20 protein-coding genes are annotated in these 24,766 nt (G+C 49.2%); all 20 read left to right on the top strand.

The annotated features are described in order from the left end of the window. Window positions 1-650 precede the first annotated feature (650 nt). The 20 genes from galU (at window position 651) to FO014_RS02470 (ending at window position 24,590) form a co-directional block, all read left to right on the top strand. A complete protein-coding gene (galU, locus tag FO014_RS02565) occupies window positions 651-1,550 on the top strand; it encodes a UTP--glucose-1-phosphate uridylyltransferase GalU (RefSeq protein WP_054304900.1) in 900 nt (299 codons plus the stop codon). A 47-nt stretch (window positions 1,551-1,597) separates the two neighbouring features. Further along, entirely contained in the window at window positions 1,598-2,491 is an 894-nt protein-coding gene (locus FO014_RS02560; RefSeq protein WP_160027593.1) for a sugar phosphate nucleotidyltransferase, read from the top strand. Window positions 2,492-2,756: 265 nt separating this feature from the next. Continuing rightward, the gene (locus tag FO014_RS02555; protein ID WP_160027591.1) at window positions 2,757-3,893 is read left to right on the top strand and encodes a polysaccharide export protein; all 1,137 of its coding nucleotides are present in this window, start codon (window positions 2,757-2,759) and stop codon (window positions 3,891-3,893) included. A 20-nt stretch (window positions 3,894-3,913) separates the two neighbouring features. After that, window positions 3,914-4,348 carry an arsenate reductase/protein-tyrosine-phosphatase family protein gene (locus FO014_RS02550; RefSeq protein ID WP_054304898.1) on the top strand — a complete coding sequence of 145 codons (435 nt, stop codon included), beginning with the start codon at window positions 3,914-3,916 and terminating at the stop codon, window positions 4,346-4,348. A 17-nt stretch (window positions 4,349-4,365) separates the two neighbouring features. Then, window positions 4,366-6,540 (top strand): tyrosine-protein kinase Wzc, encoded by a 2,175-nt coding sequence (gene wzc / locus FO014_RS02545; RefSeq protein ID WP_160027589.1) that lies wholly within the window; start codon window positions 4,366-4,368, stop codon window positions 6,538-6,540. Window positions 6,541-6,686: 146 nt separating this feature from the next. Beyond that, window positions 6,687-7,595 (top strand): glycosyltransferase family 2 protein, encoded by a 909-nt coding sequence (locus tag FO014_RS02540; RefSeq protein ID WP_160027586.1) that lies wholly within the window; start codon window positions 6,687-6,689, stop codon window positions 7,593-7,595. A 61-nt stretch (window positions 7,596-7,656) separates the two neighbouring features. Further along, entirely contained in the window at window positions 7,657-9,060 is a 1,404-nt protein-coding gene (gene wcaJ, locus FO014_RS02535) for an undecaprenyl-phosphate glucose phosphotransferase (RefSeq protein ID WP_160027584.1), read from the top strand. A 22-nt stretch (window positions 9,061-9,082) separates the two neighbouring features. Then, window positions 9,083-10,150, top strand: coding sequence for a dTDP-glucose 4,6-dehydratase (gene rffG, locus FO014_RS02530; RefSeq protein ID WP_201282927.1), 1,068 nt, complete (start codon window positions 9,083-9,085; stop codon window positions 10,148-10,150). Window positions 10,151-10,173: 23 nt separating this feature from the next. Next, complete coding sequence (gene rfbA, locus FO014_RS02525) at window positions 10,174-11,043, top strand: glucose-1-phosphate thymidylyltransferase RfbA (protein WP_128144469.1); 870 nt, start codon at window positions 10,174-10,176, stop codon at window positions 11,041-11,043. A 1-nt stretch (window position 11,044) separates the two neighbouring features. Beyond that, complete coding sequence (gene rfbC, locus FO014_RS02520) at window positions 11,045-11,581, top strand: dTDP-4-dehydrorhamnose 3,5-epimerase (protein WP_160027580.1); 537 nt, start codon at window positions 11,045-11,047, stop codon at window positions 11,579-11,581. Beyond that, entirely contained in the window at window positions 11,578-12,444 is an 867-nt protein-coding gene (rfbD, locus tag FO014_RS02515) for a dTDP-4-dehydrorhamnose reductase (protein WP_160027578.1), read from the top strand. The genes rfbC and rfbD overlap by 4 nt, the downstream gene beginning before the upstream one ends. 159 nt (window positions 12,445-12,603) lie before the next feature. Then, window positions 12,604-13,500 carry a glycosyltransferase gene (locus FO014_RS02510; RefSeq protein WP_160027576.1) on the top strand — a complete coding sequence of 299 codons (897 nt, stop codon included), beginning with the start codon at window positions 12,604-12,606 and terminating at the stop codon, window positions 13,498-13,500. 142 nt (window positions 13,501-13,642) lie between these two features. Then, entirely contained in the window at window positions 13,643-14,476 is an 834-nt protein-coding gene (locus tag FO014_RS02505; RefSeq protein WP_160027574.1) for a glycosyltransferase, read from the top strand. Window positions 14,477-14,674: 198 nt separating this feature from the next. Continuing rightward, window positions 14,675-16,156 (top strand): MOP flippase family protein, encoded by a 1,482-nt coding sequence (locus tag FO014_RS02500; protein ID WP_160027572.1) that lies wholly within the window; start codon window positions 14,675-14,677, stop codon window positions 16,154-16,156. 2 nt (window positions 16,157-16,158) lie between these two features. Then, complete coding sequence (locus tag FO014_RS02495) at window positions 16,159-17,115, top strand: polysaccharide pyruvyl transferase family protein (RefSeq protein ID WP_160027570.1); 957 nt, start codon at window positions 16,159-16,161, stop codon at window positions 17,113-17,115. Continuing rightward, window positions 17,112-18,101, top strand: coding sequence for a glycosyltransferase (locus FO014_RS02490; RefSeq protein ID WP_160027568.1), 990 nt, complete (start codon window positions 17,112-17,114; stop codon window positions 18,099-18,101). Before FO014_RS02495 ends, FO014_RS02490 begins: the two co-directional genes overlap by 4 nt. Before the next feature lie 126 nt (window positions 18,102-18,227). Then, the gene (locus FO014_RS02485; RefSeq protein WP_160027566.1) at window positions 18,228-19,724 is read left to right on the top strand and encodes a hypothetical protein; all 1,497 of its coding nucleotides are present in this window, start codon (window positions 18,228-18,230) and stop codon (window positions 19,722-19,724) included. Between the two features lie 445 nt (window positions 19,725-20,169). Further along, window positions 20,170-21,831: a type I secretion system permease/ATPase gene (locus FO014_RS02480; RefSeq protein WP_425500761.1), complete on the top strand. Its 1,662-nt coding sequence runs from the start codon at window positions 20,170-20,172 to the stop codon at window positions 21,829-21,831. A 48-nt stretch (window positions 21,832-21,879) separates the two neighbouring features. Continuing rightward, a complete protein-coding gene (locus tag FO014_RS02475; protein ID WP_160027562.1) occupies window positions 21,880-23,211 on the top strand; it encodes an HlyD family type I secretion periplasmic adaptor subunit in 1,332 nt (443 codons plus the stop codon). Between the two features lie 59 nt (window positions 23,212-23,270). Continuing rightward, window positions 23,271-24,590 carry a TolC family outer membrane protein gene (locus tag FO014_RS02470; protein WP_425500824.1) on the top strand — a complete coding sequence of 440 codons (1,320 nt, stop codon included), beginning with the start codon at window positions 23,271-23,273 and terminating at the stop codon, window positions 24,588-24,590. The last annotated feature ends 176 nt before the right edge of the window (window positions 24,591-24,766 follow it).

Below are 24,766 nucleotides of genomic sequence, written 5' to 3'. Positions count from 1 at the left end.
TACGAAGATTATCCCCTTAGAAAAGGATGCGTGCAGCTTGGGCAAAATTCAACTGTGAATCAGGTAGGGGAAGGCAGGGTCATGGGGAGAGACATTTTGACAGGTGCTGAAAACAATTGATGATTATCCGCACGATTAACGGTTAATCAATGAGCTTTTTAACGTTTTTATTACGGAATAATAGTATTTTTATCATTGACTTATAACTGTATCGAATGGAGAAAACCCTAGAATTTCTGGCAATAAGTAGTCTTATTCTGAAAAGACTTGTCTGAACCTATCTAAGGCTTGTTTCAGTTAGTCATTAGTATAAGAATCTTAGCCATATATAAAAGTGAACAAGTATCACCGTTTCGTTATAAAGGGCGTAGAGCTTTTTTACTTTTTTGTGACTTGCTCGGCATTAAATGCCACAGAGCACTTGAGTTGACTGACCAAACGCGATGAGAACCATCCGTTTGCCACATGAACGTGTATACAGTGCATTGGTAGCTGAAAGCCAAGGGCGGTAGCGTGTCTGAAGACTTCTTCATCAAGAGAATTTAACGGAGTCGCCGCCATGACATGGACTTTTCCGATGTTGCCGGCTGGAACGCTGATTTAGCCTGTAACCGTGACTCTTATTTTGTAATTTGTTGGTGGATTAAAGCATGCAAAAACGACTGAAAGCAGTGATTCCGGTAGCCGGGTTGGGTACGCGTATGCTGCCTGCAACGAAAGCCATTCCTAAAGAAATGTTGCCGGTGGTTGATAAGCCGTTAATCCAATACATTGTCAGTGAATGCGTTGCGGCTGGGATCAAAGACATTGTTTTAGTTACCCACTCTTCCAAAAATGCGATTGAAAACCATTTTGACACCTCTTTCGAACTGGAAGCGGTATTGGAATCGCGGGTCAAGCGCCAGCTGCTGGCGGAAATTCAGGGTATCTGCCCGCCGGATGTGACGGTGATGCAGGTGCGTCAGGGTCAGGCTAAAGGCTTGGGCCATGCGGTATTGTGCGCCAAACCGATGGTGGGCGATGAGCCTTTCGTTGTCTTGCTGCCGGATGTGCTGTTGGATGATGCGACGGCGGACCTGCGTAAAGAGAACCTGGCCAAAATGCTGCAGCGTTTCGAGCAGACGGGCTATAGCCAGATTATGGTCGAGCCGGTGCCGGAGAAAGATGTATCCAAATACGGTGTGGTGGACTGCGGCGGCGCGGCGCTGGCGGCAGGTGAAAGCGCGCCAATGACCGCGGTGGTGGAAAAACCGGCCCGTGAAGAAGCACCGTCTAACCTGGCTGTCGTCGGGCGTTATGTGCTGTCGGCTGATATCTGGCCGTTGCTGGAGAAAACGCCTCCGGGTGCCGGTGACGAAATCCAGCTGACCGATGCAATCGCTATGCTGATGGGGCAGGAAACCGTGGAGGCCTTCCATATGAGTGGTAAGTCGCACGACTGCGGTGATAAATTGGGCTATATGAAGGCCTTTGTACAATACGGCCTGCGCCATACTTCCGAAGGCGAAGGTTTCAGCCAGTGGCTGAAGCAGACCCTGGAAAGCAAATAGTTTCGCTGTTGGCTTAAAAACGATCACAAGATTGAAAGAGGATTACCATGACGAAGTTGAAAGCTGTCATTCCCGTTGCCGGTCTCGGCATGCGCATGCTGCCGGCAACCAAGGCAATTCCAAAAGAAATGTTGCCGATCGTCGATAAGCCGCTCATTCAGTATATCGTTAATGAATGCGTAGCCGCCGGGATCAAAGAGATCATTCTGGTTACGCATTCGTCAAAAAATGCCATTGAGAATCATTTCGACACCTCATTTGAGCTGGAGGCGATGCTGGAAGCGCGCGTTAAACGCCAGCTGCTTGATGAAGTGCAGTCAATCACGCCGAAAGGGGTGACGCTGATGCACATTCGTCAGGGGCAGCCAAAAGGTTTGGGCCATGCGGTGCTGTGCGCCAAGCCACTGGTTGGAGATTCTCCTTTCGTCGTGTTGCTGCCGGATGTCTTGCTTGATGATGCACAGGCCGATCTGAGCAAAGATAACCTGCCGCATATGATTACCCGCTTTGAACAGACGGGGCTCAGTCAGGTGCTGGTGCAGACGGCAGACGAACATGTGCTGCATGATTATTCGGTTGTTGAATGTGAAACGGATACGTTGAAGCCGGGCGAGAGCTCGCGGATGACGTCCATTATTGAAAAGCCGGGTCTTGATGTGCAGTTAAAGTCTAACTATTCCGCCGTGGGCCGCTATGTGCTTGGTGCCGATATCTGGCCGATTCTTGAAAGAACCGAGCCGGGCGCCTGGGGACGCGTGCAGCTTACGGATGCGATTGCCGAACTGTTGAAACAGCAGACGGTGGAAGCGACCGAACTGGTTGGGCAGTCATTTAACTGCGGCGAAAAGATGGGCTATTTACGCGCATTTGTCACCTACGGCTTACGCCACCCGACCCAGGGCAAGGCGTTTCGCGAATGGGCTGAGCAGTGGGTACTTTAAGAACTTTATTCTGGCGTAACATGGAATAAGCTTTATAGTTATGTGCTGTCCGGGGCCGTTTCGGCGAGTACACAGCCGCCGAACCGGATGGCAACTGATAATAGCAAGTTCGGTTTCAATAAACGCTCAACGTAATGCATTGTTAGCGAATGCATACGTGGAATTTTGACAAATTCTTCATTTTTGCTGAGTGCCGTAATGGCGCCATGGTTGGCAGGGGACTTGGCACAGCATACATGTTTACTTTGAAAGTGATGATAACTCGATGGCAAAAAAACAATGGAAACTGATACCTCTTTTGGTATCGATCAGTGTGATTAGCGGCTGTACGGTTTTCCCCGGCTCCCACCTTTCTACCAGCGGAAAAGATGTTGTTAAGCAGCAGGATAGCGATTACGACCTCGATAAGCTGGTCAACATTTATCCGTTAACGCCACGCCTGGTTGATAAAATGCGGCCGCAGAGCGTTGTAGCGCAGCCTAATAAATCGCTGGAACGTGAATTGCAGAGCTATGAGTACCGGATCGGTATCGGTGATGTGTTAATGGTGACCGTCTGGGATCACCCTGAATTGACCACGCCTGCGGGTCAGTACCGTAGCGCCAGCGACACCGGCAACTGGGTAAACTCCGACGGCTCCATCTTCTATCCGTATATTGGTAAAGTGAAGGTTGCGGGTAAAACCCTGCAGCAGGTACGTACTGATATTACCAACCGCCTGGCGCAATATATTGAAAGCCCGCAGGTTGATGTCAGCGTTGCCGCCTTCCGCTCGCAAAAAGCCTATGTGACCGGCGAAGTTTCCAAATCCGGCCAGCAGGCGATCACCAACGTGCCGCTGACTGTGATGGATGCGGTCAACGCCGCCGGCGGTTTGTCAGAGAACGCCGACTGGCGCAACGTCATCCTGACGCATAACGGCAAAGAAAAACGTATTTCACTGCAGGCGCTGATGCAAAAGGGCGACCTGACGCAAAACCATCTGCTGTACCCGGGTGACATTCTCTATATACCGCGCAATGACGATCTGAAAGTGTTCGTGATGGGTGAAGTGAAAAAACAGACCACCCTGAAGATGGATCGCAGCGGTATGACGCTGACCGAAGCGCTGGGTAATGCGGAAGGGATGGATCAATCTTTCTCCGACGCTACCGGTATTTTTGTCATTCGTCCATTACGTGGTGCCGAAGGCAGCAAACTGGCGAATATCTATCAGCTCAATGCGTCCGATGCGGCGGCGATGGTAATGGGGACCGAATTCCATCTGCAGCCTTACGATATCGTTTATGTCACGACAGCACCTGTCGTTCGTTGGAACCGCGTCATCAGTCAGCTGGTGCCGACCATTTCTGGTTTCAACAACCTCACCGAAGGGACATTACGTATTCGTAATTGGCCGTAGCGTGTAGATAGGTAACGTTTATGTTTAATTCGATATTGGTCGTTTGTGTCGGCAATATCTGCCGCTCCCCAACCGGGGAGCGGCTGTTGAAAAATCTACTGCCGAATAAAGAAATCGCTTCTGCCGGTTTGGGGGCGTTGGTTGATAAACCCGCAGATGCCACTGCCGCAGATGTCGCGCTGCAGCGAGGTACTTCACTTGATGGGCACCAGGCTCGGCAACTCACTTCAAAGATGTGCCGTGAATACGATCTGATTCTGGTAATGGAAAAGGAACATATTGATTCCGTTTGCCGTTTGGCGCCTGAGGTCAGGGGGAAGACCATGCTTTATGGGCACTGGATTGGACAGCGAGAAATCGCCGATCCCTATAGGCAATCCCGCGAAGCCTTCGAGTTTGTGTATGAGCTTCTTGATAAATCAGCCCAAAAATGGGCTCATGCTTTAAGCCGCTAAGTCAATCAGGATTACCAATGGCAGATAAGAATAGAGTTAATGTGTCTCAAAACGATAGTTCGGATGAGCTGGATATTGGACGTTTGGTTGGCGAGCTGATTGACAATCGTTGGTTGATTATTGGTATTACCGCCATCTTCCTGACCTTCGGCATCATCTATTGCTTGTTTGCGACGCCGATATACAGCGCTAATGCGATTGTTCAGGTTGAGCAAAATGTCGGTAACAAGCTGTTAAGCAACATCAACCAGATGTTGCCTTCCGGCCAGCCGCAGTCAGCGCCGGAAATTGAGTTGCTGAAGTCGCGTATGATTCTGGGGAAAACCGTTGAGGATCTTAATCTGACCACGGATATTCAACAGGATTATTTCCCGATTCTTGGCCGCGGTCTTGCGCGCCTGATGCACAAGGACCCGGGCCAGCTGTCGGTGTCCAAACTGACGCTGCCGAAAGGGTGGGATTCCCCATCGTTCAAACTGACCGTTGACAGTGCGACGGATTACACCATCAGCAGAGATGGTGACGAGTTGTTCAAAGGCAAGGTCGGCGTGTTTGCACAGCAAAAAGGCATGTCTATCTTGGTCAGCGATATCGTTGCCGAGCCGGGTACCACCTTTACGATCACTTCCAGAACGTATTTGTCAGCCATCAATCAGTTGGCCGATCAGTACGAAGTGGTTGACCAGGGTAAAGATACCGGCGTCTTGGGGCTGACCTTGACCGGGGACAACCCGGTAATGATTCAAAAGATTCTAAATAGCATCACGCGTAACTATCTTGAGCAGAATATTGAGCGTAAATCTGAAGAAGATGCGAAAAGCCTGGTCTTCCTGCGTATGCAGTTGCCTAAGGTTCGCGCTTCTCTGGACAACGCTGAAGATAAACTGAGCCATTATCGTCAGCAGAAAGACTCTGTCGATCTGACGATGGAGGCGAAATCTATTCTTGATAGCATCGTGGCGGTGGAAGGGCAGCTGAATGAACTGACCTTCAAAGAAGCCGACATTTCCAAACTGTACACCAAAGAGCACCCGGCTTACCGTTCCCTGCTTGAAAAGCGCAAGACGTTGGAAGAAGAGCGTGACCGCTTAAACAAGCGCGTAAACGCGATGCCTGAAACGCAGCAGGAAGTGGTGCGTCTGAGCCGTGATGTTGACTCCGGCAAAGAAGTGTATATGCAGCTGCTTAACCGTGAGCAAGAGCTGAATATTTCTAAGGCCAGCACCATCGGCAATGTGCGTATCGTTGACCGTGCGATGACCGGCGACAGCCCGGTACAGCCGCGTAAAGCGATCATTATGCTGTTGAGCCTGGTGCTGGGCGGCATGGTGTCTTGCGGTTATGTTCTGGCGCGCAGCTATCTGCATCGCGGTATCGAAAGCCCTGAGCAGTTGGAAGAGATGGGCATCAATGTCTATGCGAGCGTTCCGCTTTCCGAATGGCAGCGTAAACGCGATATGGAGTTGATTTCGAAAATCAAAGGCCGGAAACAGAACGCGGACGCCGATTCGCTGCTGGCCTTCGGCAATCCGGCTGACCTGGCGATTGAAGCCATTCGCAGCCTGCGCACCAGCTTGCACTTTGCGATGATGGAAGCCAAAAATAATGTGCTGATGATTTCTGGTGCCAGCCCTGGTATCGGTAAAACCTTTATCAGCGCCAACTTGGCGGCCGTTGTGGCGCAAACGGGTCAGCGCGTGCTGTTAATCGATAGCGATATGCGTAAAGGTTATGTGCACGAGCTGATTGGCGCCGATGGTAAACAAGGTCTGTCCAACGTGTTGTCGGGCAAACTGTCGATTAATGAAGCCGTGCAGCATACTCAATCTAACGTGTTCGACTTTATTTCGCGCGGTCAGATCCCGCCGAATCCTTCCGAGTTGCTGATGCACCGCCGTTTCGAAGAGGTGTTGAAATGGGCATCTGAGAACTACGATCTGGTGCTGGTGGATACGCCGCCTATTCTGGCGGTGACCGATGCGGCGATTATCGGTAAGCATGCAGGTACTTCACTGCTGGTGGCCCGCTTTGAGCTGAACAGTCCGAAAGAAGTCGAAGTCAGTATCCGTCGCTTCGAACAGAATGGCATTGAGATTAAAGGCGTCATTCTGAACGCCGTGGTGCGCAAACTGTCGAATTATTATAGCTACGGTTACGATAACTATAGCTATAACTACGACTCTGAAAAATAAATCTCTCCTATATAAAGCTGGCTATAATTCTATAGCCAGCTGTTACTTCAAAGAAATCTAATTAACTATCCAAGATTTGTTGTCTCTCTGGTATAGAGAGCATTGCATGTCATATATTGCAATATAATAAAGATCGGGTGATCACGATGAAATATCTAATTGCCATTCCCACATATAATGGGGGGAAGGTGTGGCAGGAATCCGCTGATGGAATATCGGAATTCAATCTGAACAAGGCCGTGGTTTATGTGGTAGATTCGGGCAGCAAGGATGATACGCTGGCTATTGCAAAACAACATGATTTTGAAACGCTGTCTATTGATTCTAAAGACTTCAATCATGGCGGAACCAGAAATCAGGCGGTTGAAAATAATATTGATCGTGCCGATGTTATAATTTTTCTCACGCAAGATGCGATCCCGCAACAGGGTTTCCTGGATGAGATTACGCAGGTATTCAACGATCCTACCGTTGCCTGTGCTTATGGACGACAACTCCCTCATAAAGATGCGAATCCTTTGGCTACGCACGCCAGGATGTTTAACTATAGCGCGGAGAGCTATACCAGCGAGTTCAAAGATAAAGAAAAACTGGGCATAAAAACCGTTTTCACGTCTAATTCTTTCGCTGCATATCGTACTTCTGTATTTAAGGAGTTGGGTGGTTTTCCTTCTAACACCATTCTTTCAGAAGATATGTATTTTGCCGCTAAGGCGGTGATGGCTGGTTATAAAGTCAGCTATTGTGCCGGGGCTGAAGTTCGTCACTCGCATAATTACACGCCTATTGAAGAGTTTAAGCGATATTTTGATATTGGCGTTTTTCACCATGATGAGTCCTGGATTAGAGATAAATTTGGTGGAGCCGGCGGTGAAGGGATGCGCTTTATCAAATCAGAGTTATCTTTCTTATTAAAAAATCATCCGTTATGGATACCTCGAGCTTGTGTGCACAATTTTCTGAAGATCGTGGGCTATAAGCTGGGGATGAAGTATCCCAAGCTGCCGCGGAAATGGTTGCCAAAGTTAAGTATGCATAGCCGGTTTTGGAAATAATGAATCTAAACCAGCGTGGATTCATATCGGCTTGGTAGATTAATGGGGAAAGAGACACATAATGAATGAATCAAGTAGAAGCATGACTCACTCCAACGCTTCCATTATCTCAATGCTACAGCGGTTTTCCGATATATTCAGCATGCTGCTTGGTATGATGCTGGTTGGGTATATCAGTCATCAGCAAATTGGTCTTGTTCACGGCATTGTTGCTTTAATCTGTCTTGTGCTATTCCAAATGATCGGTGGAATGACCGATTTTTATCGTTCGTGGCGTGGCGTAAGTTTCCGTCTGGAGTTGCAGTTTTTATTAAGAAACTGGTTGCTTAGTGTAATTTTCACCGCAGGTATCATTGCCTTTATTAATGAGATTAATATCACCATCAAGTTTTATGCTTTATGGTCATTCTTCTCATTAGTGCTGTTTGTCTTTTTCCGTACCCTCATTCGCGTGATCCTGGGACATCTGCGCAAGGTCGGTTATAACAACCGAGAGGTTGTGATGATTGGCGATCTTGCTTCCGGCGTACATTTGGCCGAAAGCATTAAAAATGCGCCGTGGCTGGGACTGAATCTGGTTGGTTACTTCTCGACGACCGGCAAGGTGCAGGGGTACGATAAACTCGATATGAATCACTTGGGCGATATTGATGCTTTGATTGCCCAGGTGAACAAAAATAATATTGATAGGGTTTATATCGCTTTGCCGATGGAGCAGTCCAAAGAAATTAATTATATTCTTTCTGCTTTGGCTGACAGTACCTGCACCGTGATGCTAATACCGGATATCTTTACGTTCAATGTATTGCACTCACGCAGTGAAATGATCTACGGCGTACCGGTGATTTCTTTATATGACACGCCGATGAGTGGTGTAAATATGGTGTTGAAACGTATTGAAGACATCATCTTTTCAACCTGTATTCTGCTCTTTATCTCTCCGGTTTTACTGACGATTGCGTTAATCATTAAGATCACTTCGCCGGGACCCGTACTGTTTAAACAGTTACGTTACGGCATTGATGGGCGGGCAATTAAAGTTTGGAAGTTCCGCAGTATGAGCGTGATGGAGAATGGCGATAAGGTGATCCAGGCGAAGAAAGGGGATAGCCGGATTACGCCGTTTGGCGGCCTGTTACGCAGAACATCCCTGGATGAGTTGCCGCAGTTTTTCAATGTGATCAAAGGGGATATGTCTATTGTTGGCCCACGGCCTCACGCCGTAGCACACAATGAACAATACCGTAAATTGATCAAGGGATATATGCTGCGCCATAAAATGAAACCGGGAATTACCGGCTGGGCCCAAATAAACGGCTGGCGTGGAGAAACGGATGTGTTGGAGAAAATGGAAAAAAGGGTTGAATATGACCTCTACTATATCCAGAACTGGAGTTTGTGGATGGATTTGAAAATTATTTTCCTGACCGTTTTCAAAGGTTTTATCAATAAGTCGGCTTATTAGTTGATAGTTCAAGATTGAGGATATTATGAAAATTATCGTTACCGGTGGTGCTGGGTTTATTGGGTCCGCTGTGGCCCGCCATATTATTAACGATACCGCGGATGAAATCTTGGTGCTGGATAGCCTGACCTATGCCGGCAATCTGGAATCGCTGAAAACGGTTGCTGACGACGCCCGTTTTAAGTTCGAGCACGTTGATATTTGTAACCGTGCAGAATTGGATCGCGTTTTTAGCGAGTTCAAACCTGATGCGGTGATGCACCTGGCGGCCGAGAGTCACGTGGATCGTTCTATTGATGGCCCGGCAGCGTTTATTGAAACCAACGTTGTTGGCACCTACACGCTGCTGGAAGCTACACGTCAGTATTGGAATACGCTGGAGGATGCTGCGAAGCAGGCTTTCCGCTTCCACCACATCTCTACCGATGAAGTTTACGGCGACCTGCACGGTACCGATGACTTGTTCACTGAAAGCACGCCGTATGCGCCAAGCAGCCCATATTCTGCGTCAAAAGCCTCGAGCGACCATCTGGTGCGTGCGTGGCTGCGTACCTACGGGCTGCCGACTATCGTGACCAACTGTTCAAATAACTATGGTCCTTATCACTTCCCGGAAAAGCTGATCCCGCTGATTATTCTGAACGCGCTGGACGGCAAGCCGCTGCCGGTTTATGGCAACGGCGCGCAGGTTCGCGACTGGTTGTATGTGGAAGATCACGCACGTGCGCTGTACAAGGTGGTGACCGAAGGTGAAGTCGGCGAAACCTACAACATCGGCGGCCATAACGAACGTAAAAATATCGAGGTTGTACAAACTATCTGCCGTCTGCTGGACGAGCTGGTGCCGAATAAACCGGCGAGCGTCAACCTGTATGAAGATCTGATCACCTACGTTGCCGACCGCCCTGGCCACGATATGCGCTATGCGATCGATGCGTCCAAAATTGACCGCGAATTGGGCTGGAAACCGCAGGAAACCTTCGAAAGCGGCATCAGAAAAACCGTGGAGTGGTATCTGGCGAATGAAGCCTGGTGGAGCCGCGTTAAAGATGGTTCTTATGCCGGTGAGCGTCTGGGCCTGACCCGTTAAATTTTCAAGTAAGGAGTTTCAACATGAAAGGTATTGTCTTAGCGGGTGGCTCCGGCACGCGTTTATATCCCATCACTCGCGGTGTCTCAAAACAGCTGCTGCCTATCTATGATAAGCCGATGGTGTATTACCCGATCTCGGTGCTGATGCTGGCCGGGATCCGCGATATTCTGATTATTTCTACGCCGGAAGATATGCCATCCTTCCAGCGTCTGCTGGGCGACGGCAGCCGCTTCGGCATCAATCTGAGCTATGAAATCCAACCAAGCCCGGACGGCCTGGCGCAGGCATTCCTGATTGGCGAAGAGTTTATCAACGGCGATCGTTGCGCGCTGGTTCTGGGCGACAACATCTACTTTGGTCAGAGCTTCGGCGCCAAGCTGGAAAACGTGGTGGCGCGTAATGAAGGCGCGACCGTATTCGGCTATCAGGTTATGGATCCGGAACGCTTTGGCGTGGTTGAGTTTGACGACCAGTTCCGCGCGCTGTCGCTGGAAGAAAAACCGGCGGTGCCAAAATCCAACTGGGCGGTGACCGGCCTCTATTTCTATGACGAAAACGTTGTTGAAATGGCGAAGCAGGTAAAACCGTCTTCACGCGGCGAACTGGAAATCACCACGCTGAACCAGATGTACCTGGATCAGGGCAAGCTGAACGTTGAGCTGCTGGGCCGTGGTTTTGCCTGGCTGGATACCGGCACCCATGACAGTCTGATCGAGGCGTCACAGTTTATCCACACCATTGAAAAGCGTCAGGGCTTCAAAGTGGCGTGCCTGGAAGAGATCGCTTTCCGCAAGGGCTGGTTGTCACGCGAGCAGGTTGCCGATGAGGCCAAGCTCCTGAGTAAAACGCTGTATGGGCAATACCTCGCACATATTATCCGGGAGAAGTAACATGCAAGTAACTGATAGCAAAATTGACGGCGTCAAAATTATTCAACCGAAGGTATTTGGCGACGCGCGCGGTTTTTTCTTGGAAACTTTCGAGAAAAAACGCTACCAGGAAATGCTGAACATCGATCTCGATTTTGTGCAGGATAACCATTCACGCTCTGCCAAGGGTGTACTGCGCGGTTTGCATTTCCAAAAGGTGAACCCGCAGGGCAAGCTGGTGCGCGTGGTGCGGGGAGAGGTCTTTGATGTCGCCGTCGATATTCGTCCTGACTCGCCGACGTTCGGCCAGTGGGAAGGGGTGATCCTGTCGGAAGAGAATAAAACCCAGTTCTGGGTGCCGCCGGGCTTGGCACATGGTTTTGTGGTGCTGTCTGACATTGCCGATTTTGAGTACAAGTGCACCGATTACTACAATCCTAGCCATGAAGGCTGCCTGCTGTGGAACGACCCAGAGGTAGGTATTGAGTGGCCAATTGATAACCCGCTGCTGTCTGAAAAAGACAAAGTGGGCAAGTTGCTCAAGGAGCTGGCGAAATGAAAGTATTGCTGACGGGTGCGAAAGGGCAACTGGGCAACTGTTTCCAGGACCGTCTTCCTGCGGGATGGCAGGTTTGGGCAACAGATGCCGATGTGCTTGATATCACCGATTTGGAGAAGGTCAAAGCGGCAGTTGCGGAGTTTCAGCCTGATGCCATCGTTAATGCGGCAGCCTATACTGCGGTAGATAAAGCGGAGCAAGATCGTGAGCTGGCGGCGTTGATTAATGTTGTCGGACCGAAAAATCTGGCGTTGGCAGCGAAAGAAGCGGGAGCGCGGTTGGTGCATGTGTCAACCGACTACGTCTTTGACGGTAAGGCCAGTGTCGCCTATAGCGAAACCGATGCAACCAATCCGCTGGGCGTTTATGGGCAAACCAAGCTGGACGGTGAAATTGCCGTTGCAGAGGTTTTACCCGCGTCATTGATTGTCCGCACCGCTTGGGTATTCAGCGAATACGGCAATAACTTCGTTAAAACCATGCTGCGTCTGGCGAAAGATCGCGATAGCTTGGGGATTGTCGCCGATCAGCGCGGTTGCCCAACCTATGCCGGTGATATCGCGCAGGCGATTATCGACCTGTTGCAGCAAAATGCCGAAGGCGGCGTTTATCACTTCTGCGGCGATAAAGAAGTGAGCTGGAGTGACTTCGCCAAGTCGATCTTTACGCATGCGCATCAGCTGCAGCTGCTCAGCAAGGTGCCACAGGTGACCGAGATTACCACGGCTGACTACCCGACACCGGCGGAAAGGCCGCAATATTCAACCTTGTCCTGCCGTAAAATAAATGCTGCAGGCATCGCATCATCCGCGTGGGAAGAAGGGTTGCATAAGGTATTGATTGATATTAAAAACAATCAGTAGTCTGGGTAAAATATTTTTATAAACATGACCGAACCCTGGCCGGACTGATGGCCAGGGGATGTTGGGCTGCGCATGTTGGCTTTGTTTATGCGCTGCTCAATATCGTCTGTTTTTATAAACAGGCCATGTCCGAATGAATTAGGAATATTTAGAGGTACTATGACTGCTGAATCAGGTGTTATTGACCAGAATGCGTTGCCTAAGGTCAGTATTTATATCTCAACCTGCAATCGTGTTGACCGGTTGAAACGAGCGGTTCAATCCGTCTTGAATCAGGACTATCCTAATATCGAAGTGCTGGTCTGTGATGACGCCTCTGTTGATGGCACCGCAGACTATATGGCGGAATTGTGCGCGAAAGACGAACGCGTTCACTATTTGCGTAATGAAAAGAATATGGGTGCCTGCGCCACCAGGAATCTTGGCATTTTTACCGCGACCGGTAAATTTATTGCCGGCCTGGATGACGACGATGAGTTTACTCCGGATCGTATCTCATTTCTGGTGAAAAACTGGGATGATCGATATTCGTTCCTGTGCTGTAACTTTAAAGAGGTGTATTCAGACGGCTCGCACAATATTTATTACAAACAGGATGAGCCTCTGGTTGCGGATTACCGTGCGTTGCTTTTCGATAATATCGCGTCAAACCAAATCTTCACATTAACCAAGAATTTGCAGGATATCGGCGGTTTTGATACGCGGGTACGTCGCTTGCAGGATTGGGATACCTGGTTGAGACTGGCGTTCTCCCACGGTCCGTTCAAGCGTTTCCCTGAGTACAAATACTTGATGCACCATGACCATGCCAAAAATGAGCAGCGGGTATCCAAGAGCTATCCATTGAGCAGCGCACTGAACGATTTGCTGCAGCGCAATCAGAATATCTATGTCGGTGATGATGCCAAGTTTATGAAATTTATTGTGGCGTCCAGTGACAAAAGCGCATCACTTTCTGAAAGCCTCTACTGGACGGTGAAGAAAACAGCGCCAAAATATATTGTAAAATATCTTCTTAATAAGATGAATTTGAATCTTGGATTGATTAAATCATAATCCTGAGCATGAGATGTTTGTCTCTGAGTAAAAAATTTGAACATGGATTTGGTCTGTGCGGCGAACAGTGAATGCCGCGCGGCGCTATCTCATGATTTCATCCTTGCTCTGATAAATATAATCTAAGTTTTAAGGTGTAAAAATGTCGCAGAAATGTTTGGTGGTGATCGTCACCTACAACAGCCAAAAACATATTCAGTGGGTGCTGGACGGGTTAGAGTCATCACAAAATGACATCGTAGTTAGAATTATTGATTCAGGCTCAACCAACAGTGATTATCTGGATGCAATACAGAGTAAGCACCGGCTGGATGTGGTAAAAACCAACAATGTGGGGTTTGTGGCCGGAAACAATCAGGCCATGTTTGATGCTGCGTCTTATGACTGGGTACTGCTGCTTAATCCCGATGCCCATATTGAAGGGGAAAACCTGGATCGTCTTTTATCCTTTGCTGCGACGAAAGAGCAGGAAAAAGTGGGATTATTTTCCGTACCGTTGATCCGCTTTAATATCGATGAGAAAAAGCCGCTGCCAATTTTTGACTCCGTAGGCATTGCCTGTAGTCCGGTTGGACGTTGGTATGACATCGACGCCAATCAGCCGGTGTCGGCATTGGATAAGCAACCTACGGCGGTTGATGCGGTATGCGGCGCATTTATGCTGCTGCGCGTGCCGGCACTGTTGCAGTGTCGTGATAAGCAGGACAAGGTCGGCTTTGAAAGTTCCTACTATATGTATAAAGAGGATATTGAACTGTCTCTGCGTTTGAAACGGCAGGGATGGGGCGTGTCCGTTTACAACGATGTAACGGCTTATCACTGTCGTGGATGGAACGGCGAGCGTAAGGATGTGCCTTACTGGGCGCGTTGGCATTCGGCCATTAATGATGTTGACGTCGCCTGGCGCTATAAATGGCGGGCATTGCCGTATGCATTGACTAAACTTGCCTGGGTTAAATTTGTTGAGAAAAAATAAATAAATCCATTGATATCATGTTTGATAACCTTGGCAGCTTATGCTTAGCGCTGTAGCTGTGATATGACCATACATATCCATGACAAGGCTATTTTGTTTATGCCAAGATTATTTATTGAAATAATCGCAAGGAAATCGCTCTTGAATTTACGTTCAGCGTAAATTCAAGATGGGAATATTACAGGTCATAAAATCACTATGAGTCTACGCGAGAAAACGGTCCGAGGGGCTAAGTGGTCCGCCATTTCAACGGTAATTATTATCGGTCTGAGCTTTTTGCAGATGACGTTGCTGTCGCGGATGATTGACCGCAGCGAATTTGGTTTATTAACCATCGCGATGGTTGTTATTGCTTTGGCTGATACCATTTCCGATTTCGGGATCTCTAACTCAATTGTCCAGAAAAAGGACATTACCAATACCCAGCTTACCACGCTGTATTGGTTGAATGTGGGCATCGGTTTTACGGTAAGCGCGGCGACGTTTGTCTTGAGCGGCGTGATTGCCAATGCGCTCCATGCGCCAGGCCTGGAGCCGCTGGTGCAACTCATCTCTATCGCCTTTTTGCTGATTCCCCATGGGCAGCAGTTCCGCGCCCTGATGCAAAAAGAGCTTAACTTTGCCAGTATTGGTAAGATCGAGTCGTTCTCTTATCTGTTGGGGTTCGTGGCAACGCTGGTGCTTGCTACCTTCTATCCGTTCGCCATCGTGGCGATATACGGCTATTTGATTAATGCCTCTGTCAGAACCCTGTTGTTTGCCTATGCCGGGAGAAAAATTTATCGTCCCAGCATGCGCTTTGCATTTTCTGAGATTAAATCCAACGTTAAATTCGGCGCTTATTTAACTGCAGACAGCCTGGTGAACTTTGTTAATACCAACGTGTCGACGGCTATTCTGGCGCGGAGTCTGGGGACGATTGTTACCGGTGGTTATAATCTGGCCTATAACGTCGCCGTGATGCCGCCAACCAAGCTGAACCCGATTATCACGCGAGTATTGTTCCCGGCTTTCGCCAAAATTCAGGATGATAGCGCTAAACTCAAGGACTCATTCTATAAACTGCTTTCCCTTGTCGGGATTATTAATTTCCCAGCACTGCTGGGGTTGATGGTGGTTTCACATAATTTTGTACTGTTTGTCTTCGGCGAACGTTGGGAGTTTATTACGCCGATATTGCAAGTTTTGTGCATCGTCGGCCTGCTGCGCTCCATTGGCAACCCGATTGGTTCGTTGCTGATGGCGAAAGCGCGCGTTGATATCAGCTTTAAGTTTAACGTATTTAAAACGTTACTCTTTATTCCTAGTATGATGCTTGGTGTTAAGCTCGGCGGGGCGATTGGCGTCGCCTTGGCATTCCTGGCCGTACAAGCCATCAATACCTACCTGAGTTATTTTATCCTGATAAAACCAGTGCTTGGAGAAAGTTATCGCCAATATATTAATAGTTTATGGTTGCCGTTTAAATTAACCATACCAACGGTGGTGGTAAGTTGGTGTATTGGCTACTTTATGCCTGAGACAGTATCAACGGCTGTAACGTTATTTTCGCAAATACTGTTTGGTCTTTTTGCTTTTGCTATGGTCATTTATTTCAGTAAAGCACCGCTAATTAATGAGGTGAAGTTACAACTGATCAAAAGCGAAAAATTACGTAAAATATTTAGAGTGGAATGCTAAAGATGGAAAGAATGCAAGTTTTGAAAGACAATTTGTCTGTTATTGAGAAGGTGGTTCCTCGCGGTAGCGAAATTATTTATCTAGACTATCCATTGCATTTGAACGTTGGTGACTTATTAATCCTTAAAGGCGCAGAACAGTTCTTCAAGGAAAATGACTATAAGGTCATCACGCGCCATTCTGACCATACCAGTATGAATTTTGTCGAGAAAACCGACTCAATTCCTGAGCATGTGGTGATTGTACTGCACGGCGGCGGCAACTTTGGCGATCTTTATCCGGCTCATCAGCGGTTGCGTGAAGCCGTGGTGAAAAAGTACAGAAACAATCAGGTAGTGATCTTACCGCAAACCGTCCACTTTAAAGACAAAGCTAACCTGCTTAAATCCGGCGCAATCTTTAAACAGCATCCAAATCTGACCATCTTCTGTCGCGATACCAACAGTGAAGCGATTCTGAAAGAGCATTTTTGCGACAACGTCTTCCTTTGCCCTGATATGGCGCAATCGCTGTGGAACGTTTTCCCGCAGCAGAAAAGCGGTGATATCAAGCAAAAGGCGATGTGGATGATTCGCCGCGATATCGAAAAGACGGATTTGTCCGCACTGGGTGCAGAAGCCGATCCTAACAACTTTGTCGACTGGCACGATATCTGCACCGATGCCGATCGCCGTTTTATGAAGTTTATGCACCTGTTTGAAAAGCTGAACCGTAAGATCCCGGGCAATTTATTCCCGACCAACACCATGTGGTATCAATATACCGATAAGTTGGTGGATCGCGTCAACCAACGCTTTATGTCGCACGACTCGGTGATTACCTCACGTATGCACGGCCATATCTTGTGTTGCCTGCTGAAGATGAATACTCAGCTGATTGATAACTCCTACGGCAAGAACTCGGGGTACTATGAATCCTGGACCAAAGGCGTGCCTGGCTGTGAGTTGGTTAAATTATGACGATAACGAACGATCTGGTTAAAATCTCCGTCGTTATACCGGTATATAACGTCAAAAAATACGTGCAGGAAGCGGTGGATTCCATTCTGGCGCAGACCATCACGCCGTATGAAGTGATCATTATCGATGACGGCTCTACCGATGGCTCGGGAGAGTTGCTGGATGAACTGTACGGTCACCTTGATAACGTCAAAATTGTTCATACCACCAACCATGGACTGGGCGAGGCGCGTAATGAAGGCAGCCGCCACGTCACCGGAGAGTTCACCTATTACTTTGATTCGGATGATGTTGCGGTGCCAACGCTGTTGGAAACCTTTTTAAATACCTATCGCAGCCATCCCGACCTGGACATCTTCTGTTTCTCGGCCGACTCATTTTTTGACACCACGCCGACGGTGCAGCAGCCGCTACCGTTTTATAACCGGAAAATGGACAGAATATTCCCCGATGCGATTTCGGCGTTCAATACCCTGTCCGGCTATGGATCTTTTTATCCTAACGCCTGGATGTATGTTTTCCGCTCTAACCTGATTACGGAGAATAACATTTGGTTTAAACCGATCATCCATGAAGATGAAGAGTTTACGCCACGCTTATTCTTTAAGGCCGGAAAAATTGCCGTTTCCCGCGCTATCTTGTTCAAACGCAGAGTCCGTGCCGGTTCAATCATGCAAACCAACCGCGGTGAGCGTAACGTCGTTGGGTATATTGCAGGGATTAAAGCGTTGGAACAACTGAGGGACAATGCCGGCGATGCCAAAAACCGTAAACATCTCGGCGATCGGATTTCCATCAACATTATCTCAATTCTTAACATTGTCAAAAATGACAAGGTGACATTGAGCGCCGATGTTGCAAAACAGTTTCATGAGTTGAAAAGACGGAACAAATCGCTGGCTGTGACGTTGGCGGATACCTGCCCGCGCCTCTACAGGCTGACAGCGTTCGTCAAGCGCCGAATAAATAGAATTATCTATGCTTAAATGCTGAACGGAGTGGCCTCGATGACGGTTTCGCTATCGGGGCCATTTAAGATATGGACATTTTCAACGTGATGGACCTTTGGGGGAGTGCTTTGATTACGGTAAACAAATTTTCGGAGAGGTGATATGAGATTGTACCCCACTGCAGGTAGGAACGTGCTGAGCTTGTCCTGTCTATTTATAGCACTGAACTCGGCGTCTGCCTTTGCTGCGTCGGATACGGCGATGTATTACACGGAAATGAAAAAAACCCGTGAAGACTTGAGCGATAGCTCATCGAAGTATGTGTACGACAAGTTGATGAAGCGTAAGCTTTCCCAGGCTTCTGCGGATGATGGTGTTGATTTCGGTCTGCACGGGATGGAGATTCCGGCGGTAAAATCGACCGGCGATCGGGCAAAAATTGAAAAGGCATATGAACTGTTGTCACGCGTCGGTGTGAACAGCTTACGCAGTGCCGAAACAGCCTGGCATCGGGTGGCGGATAAAAACGGTAACCCCACCAATTTTACCGAGGTGGATTTCCAGCTCAAAATGGCGAAAAAGTATGGTATGAGCCATTTATTCCTGTTTGGCTACCCGCCGGCCCAGTTCACGGTCGCGCATAATAAATTATCCGGCGTGGATCCAAAATATTATGGGAAATACAGAAATTATCTCGATGTGACGTTAAAACATCTGGCTGGTTATAACGTTAAATATGCCGAGTTGGGTAATGAAGTTGATGCACCAAGCATATGGTGGATGAAGTCGACGCCGGGCATGTATGTCAAAGAGATGAAAATGCTCAAGGAGCAGATACAGAAGTCCGGACAAAATATTAAAACGGTGGCTTTTGCAGCGACCTATGCGCGCTCGCCAATAAAAGGCGGTTTGAGTGGCGGCCGGCGTTTTATCAATGAAAGCTTTAAGCTAGGTATTGATAAATACGCAGATGCGTATTCTATGCACCATTTTGTGTTTGGTGCAGATGATTTGCCGGGGTATATGCGTTCCGTTATGGCGAAATATGGCGTGAAAGGCAAGCCATTATTAGATACAGAACAGCTTGATACCAACTCCTCCGGACGTTATCAGTCCAATCCTTATGATTTGATCAAACTATTCGCTCGCGGTTTCTATGTTTATGATATGAAGCGCGTCGATTACTTCTTGGCTAAAGATCGCTATATCAACAATAAACTGTATTATTTTGGTTTGTTTGATGACGACTGGCAGCCGAAAATCCGTCTGTTGGCCTACGCAATGGCGGTGGACGCGATGAAAGGCAAACATCTGCTGTATATGGCTAATCCGGCACCCGATGTTGAAGCTTACGTGCTGCAATCGAACCGTAACGATACTGACAAAAAATACACCATCTTGATGTGGAAGAATCCACCCAAGCATGCGAAGGTTCAACCGGTCACCGTTGCCGGTATTAAAGGCGATGTGACGATTGAACACTGGAACCTTGACACGGAGAAGAAAGGGGACATTTCGAAAGGCATCAGCCTGGATGATAAACCGATAGCTATTTATACCAATGAAAAGCCTGATTGGAAAACGGTGAAGGGGCAATATTTCTCTTCAAATCTACCGCAGATGGCAGCGAGTTATGCACCGATGCCTAACGACAAATAAGCCATATGGTTTTATTTTCTTTCATGGTTTACAAAAATAGTTTTTTTTACTGTTAGTCCTTGATAGGCAGAGTTTTTACTCTGCCTATTTTTTATTCTTTTTTCGATTAAAACAGTTAGGAATTGTTTTTTTATTCGCCAGTTTTACCTTTGAGACTAATCATTAAGTTGTAAATCTTTATTTTTTAAATTTTTCCTTCCTGAAACCTTGCCATATCCCGATCCCTCTACCATAGTTAATCTCAGTTCTTGCACACTGCGTAGCCTGGTTATTTTATAACCGGGTAACGCAGTGCCGTCAGTTAAACTACCAACCATAACCGTAGTTTGTAAGAGGGATTAGTGTGACCCCAACGTTACCCTATAATGAGATAGCTGCTGTAATACGTGCGCGTAGCAAGGTGTTCTGGACTCTTGGCATATTCACTGCATTAATCAACTTACTGATGTTGGTGCCTTCGATCTATATGCTGCAAGTCTATGATCGCGCATTGCCTTCCCGTAACGAAATTACGTTGCTGATGCTGACGCTGATTATGTTATCCATGTTTGGCGTAATGGCATTACTGGAGTACGTGCGCAGCATGGTGGTCATACGTATTGGCAGCCAGTTGGATATGCAGCTGAATACGCGAATTTATACCGCAGCGTTCGAGTCTAATCTGAAAAATGGCTCCTCGGACGCCGGGCAAATGTTGAATGATTTGACCACCGTACGCCAATTTCTCACTGGCAGCGCGCTCTTCGCCTTCTTTGATGCTCCCTGGTTCCCCATTTATCTCCTCGTTATTTTCCTCTTTAATCCGTGGTTGGGTTTGTTTGCGCTGGTTGGCTCGCTGCTGCTGATTGCGTTGGCCGTCATGAACGAAGTGTTGTCCCGCAAGCCGTTGGGGGAAGCCAGCAAACTGTCGATCATGTCCGGCAATCTGGCAAGCACCAACTTGCGTAACGCCGAGGTGATTGAGGCGCTCGGGATGTTACCGAACCTGAAGCGTCGTTGGTTCGGCCTGCATCAGCGTTTTCTGAATAATCAGCGTATTGCCAGCGAGCGTTCGGCACGGGTCACCTCGATCACCAAGTTTGTTCGTCTCTCCTTGCAGTCTCTGGTACTGGGGCTGGGCGGCTGGCTGGCGATTGACGGGCATATTACTCCCGGCATGATGATTGCCGGCTCTATTCTGATGGGGCGGACGCTGGCGCCGATTGAGCAGGTGATTAACGTCTGGAAAAGTTACAGCTCGGCCAAGCTTTCCTATAACCGGTTGGTGCAGCTGTTGGACGCCCACCCGCAACGCGGTGAAGGAATGTCATTACCACGTCCGGTTGGTGAACTGTCCGTAGAAAACGTCACCGCGGCCCCGCCGGGCTCGCAGGTGCCTGCGGTGTTGCATAACGTGAGTTTTGCGCTGCAGGCAGGGGATGTGTTGGGCATCATCGGGCCGAGCGCTTCCGGAAAATCGACGCTGGCGCGTCTGTTGGTCGGTATCTGGCCCGTTTCTTCCGGCATTGTGCGGCTGGACGGTGCTGATATATATCAGTGGAACAAAGATGAATTGGGGCCGCATATTGGCTACCTGCCACAGGATATCGAGCTGTTTGCCGGCACTATCGCGGAAAATATTGCCCGTTTTAATGAGGTGGATGCAGAGAAAGTCCTGGAAGCTGCCAAGCTGGCCGGCGTGCATGACATGATTCTGCGTTTCCCTAAAGGATACGACTCTATTATCGGCAATGGCGGCGCCGGGCTGTCCGGCGGCCAGAAGCAAAGGATCGGCCTGGCGCGGGCGCTGTATGGCGAGCCTTCATTAGTGGTGCTTGATGAGCCGAACTCCAACCTGGATGATGTCGGGGAACGCGCGCTTAACCACGCCATTCAGACACTTCATCAACGGAAAACCACCGTGGTGTTAATTACCCACCGTACCAATTTGCTCTCAATGACCAATAAACTGCTGTTGCTGACCAATGGTCAGGTTAATGCCTTTGGCGGTACTCAGCAGGTGATTCAGGCGCTTTCACAGGCGCAAAAATCGCCGGTGCAGCCGAATGCCCAGGCGGTCAACGGCGAACTTGAGCAAGAAAATACGGCAAAAACACAGACTCATTAAAATTGGTGTACATCCCGGCAGCGGCCGGATGTGTTTGAAGGAGTGGTAATGTCTACGCAAATTAGTGATGCAGGGAGAGCGAGTAACGGCCTGCTTCCCCTGGATGAACGGCGCTACACCCGTATGGGGTGGCTGGTCATTCTGGTTGGGGTGGTGGGTTTTTTAGCCTGGGCAGCGTTGGCGCCGCTGGATAAAGGGGTGGCGTCTTCCGGTTCGGTGATTGTGTCCGGCAACCGTAAAACGGTACAGGCGCCGGCCAGCGGCATCATCAAAAATATTCTGGTGAGCGAAGGCGAGAAGGTCAAGGCCGGCCAGGTGCTGGTGAAACTCAGCCAGACGCAGGTACAGGCGCAGGTGGATTCCTTGCGCGATCAATATTACACCACCCTGGCGTCGGTAGGGCGACTGCTGGCCGAACGGGATGGCCATGAGAACGTCACCTTCTCCCCGATACTGAAGGCGGTGCAAAAAGAGCCGCGAGTGGCGGAGATTCTGGCATTGCAGCAGCAGCTGTTTACCTCCCGTCGTCAGGGCTTGAAAAGCGAAATTGATGGTTATAAGCAGTCTATGGACGGCATCCGCTTCCAACTGAAAGGCTCGAAGGATTCTCTGGCCAATAAAAGAATTCAGCTGTCCACTCTGCGCGAACAGATGAACAGCATGAAGTCGCTGGCGGCCGACGGCTATTTGCCGCGCAACCGCTATCTGGAAATTCAACGCCAGTTTGCTGAAGTGAACGGCGGTATTGATGAAACGCTGGGGCGCATCGGCCAGTTGGAAAAACAGCTGCTGGAGTCGCAACAAAAGATTGACCAGCGTCTGGCTGACTATCAGCGGGAAGTCAGGACACAGCTGGCGCAGTCACAGATGGATACCAGCGAATACCGCAACAAACTGCAAATGGCGAACTTCGATCTGGGCAACACAGAGATCACCGCCCCGGTCACGGGCACGGTTGTGGGGCTGAATATCTTTACTCAGGGCGGCGTCGTGGCAGCGGGCGATCATCTGCTGGACGTGGTGCCAAGTCAGGCGACGCTGGTTGTTGATGCCCGACTGAAAGTGGATCTGATCGATAAAGTCTATAACGGCCTGCCGGTTGACCTGATGTTCACGGCATTTAATCAAAATAAAACGCCGAAAATCCCCGGCACGGTGACGCTGATTTCCGCAGACCGTCTGGTGGATAAAGCCAATGGCGAACCTTACTACCAGATGCGGGCAACGGTGACGCCGGAAGGCATGAAGCTGCTGAACACCGAAGAGATCAGGCCAGGCATGCCGGTAGAAGTGTTTGTGAAAACGGGTTCTCGCTCTCTGTTGAGCTATCTGTTCAAACCGATTTTGGATCGCGCTCATACTTCATTGACTGAGGAATAATTTTGATTCGATTTCCATGGAAGGTGACCGGCCTGGCGGCCGGTCCCTTATTACTGGCGATGTCTGCGCCGGCCCATGCATTGGGAATACTGGACGCCTATGCGTTAGCACTTGAGAAAGATCCGACCTATCAGGCGGCGTTGAAGGAGAAGCAGGCCGGAGATGAGAATGAAAAGATCGGTCGGGCAGGGCTGCTGCCTCAGGTTTCACTGAGTTATCAAAATGCACCGCGTAACTGGCAGACGCAAAAGTATCAGCAGTCGGATATTTTGGGTCGGGTTTCTGATGTCACCAAGCGGCAGCAGTACCGCAGTTATGCTGGCTCGGTCACCCTGACGCAGGCATTATTCGACTATGAAGCCTATGCACGTTATAAGGCGGGCATTGCGCAGACCTTGGTGTCGGATGAACGCTATCGCGGCAAGCTGTTCGATTTAGCGGTCAGGGTCATCACGGCGTACGTGGAAGTGGCGTACGCCAAGGATCAGATTGCGTTGGCGGTGGCGCAGAAAACCGCCTATCAAGAACAGCTGGCGCTCAACGATCGCCTGCTTGCCGCCGGCGAGGGCACGGTAACCGACCTGTCTGAAACCCAGGCGCGTTACAGCCTGGCGGTGGCGCAGGAGATCGAAGCGCGCGATGCGCTGGACTCCGCCCAGCGGGATTTAGAAGTGATCATCGGCGTACCGCTGGAGCAACTGGACGGGCTGCAGATTCTCAAGCCCGGTAAGTTCAATGTGGTTCCCCTGAGCCCGTCAAAGTTTGAAGACTGGCAGAAGCTGGCGCTGAAAAATAATCCTGAGCTGGCGGCATCGCGTCATGGGGTCGATGCGGCCAAGTATGACGTAGAGCGCAACCGCGCCGGCTTTATGCCGCAGGTGCAGCTGTACGCATCGCACTCGGAAAATGACTCCAGCAGCGATAACACCATTAACCAAAAATACCGTACTGACAGTATCGGCCTGCGTGTCAGCATGTCGCTCTACTCCGGCGGCGGGGTAGCGGCATCGACGCGTCAGGCGGCAGCGCGCTATGGCCAGGCGATGTATGAGATGGATGCGCAGGTGGGCACGACGCTTAACGATTTGCGTAAGCAATTCAATCAGTGTATCAGCAGCCGAGCGAAGCTGGCAGCCTATGAACTGGCGGTGAAATCGGCCACCACCCAGGTTGAAGCCACGCGTAAAAGCGTACTGGCCGGGCAGCGCGTCAACGTTGACGTCCTGAACGCCGAACAACAGCTGTACTCCGCCCAGCGTGATCTCGCGTCAGCAAAATATACCTACATCAAGTCCTGGATTTCGCTGTTGAGTGATTCCGGGACCTTTGATGAGAAAGATATCAAGCGCATTGCGCAATACTTTACCTACCAATCCTAACCGCTCTCCGAATGGCCGGGTGAACGTTGCCCCGGCCATTCGGTCTTATCTGAAAACTTTCCCGAGTAACCGCATAAAAGGTTATAGTAATGGCCGATTTCAAACGTGGTTTGATGTGAAAAGTGCTTATCGGGTGTAAAGTAACAGCCGTACACTTATAGTTTTGGCGCTGTTAA

Source organism: Serratia rhizosphaerae (assembly GCF_009817885.1).
Classification (GTDB): Bacteria; Pseudomonadota; Gammaproteobacteria; order Enterobacterales; family Enterobacteriaceae; genus Serratia_B; species Serratia_B rhizosphaerae.
The sequence above is the reverse complement of the archived record's forward strand: the minus strand, read 5'-3'. Positions and strand labels throughout refer to the sequence as shown.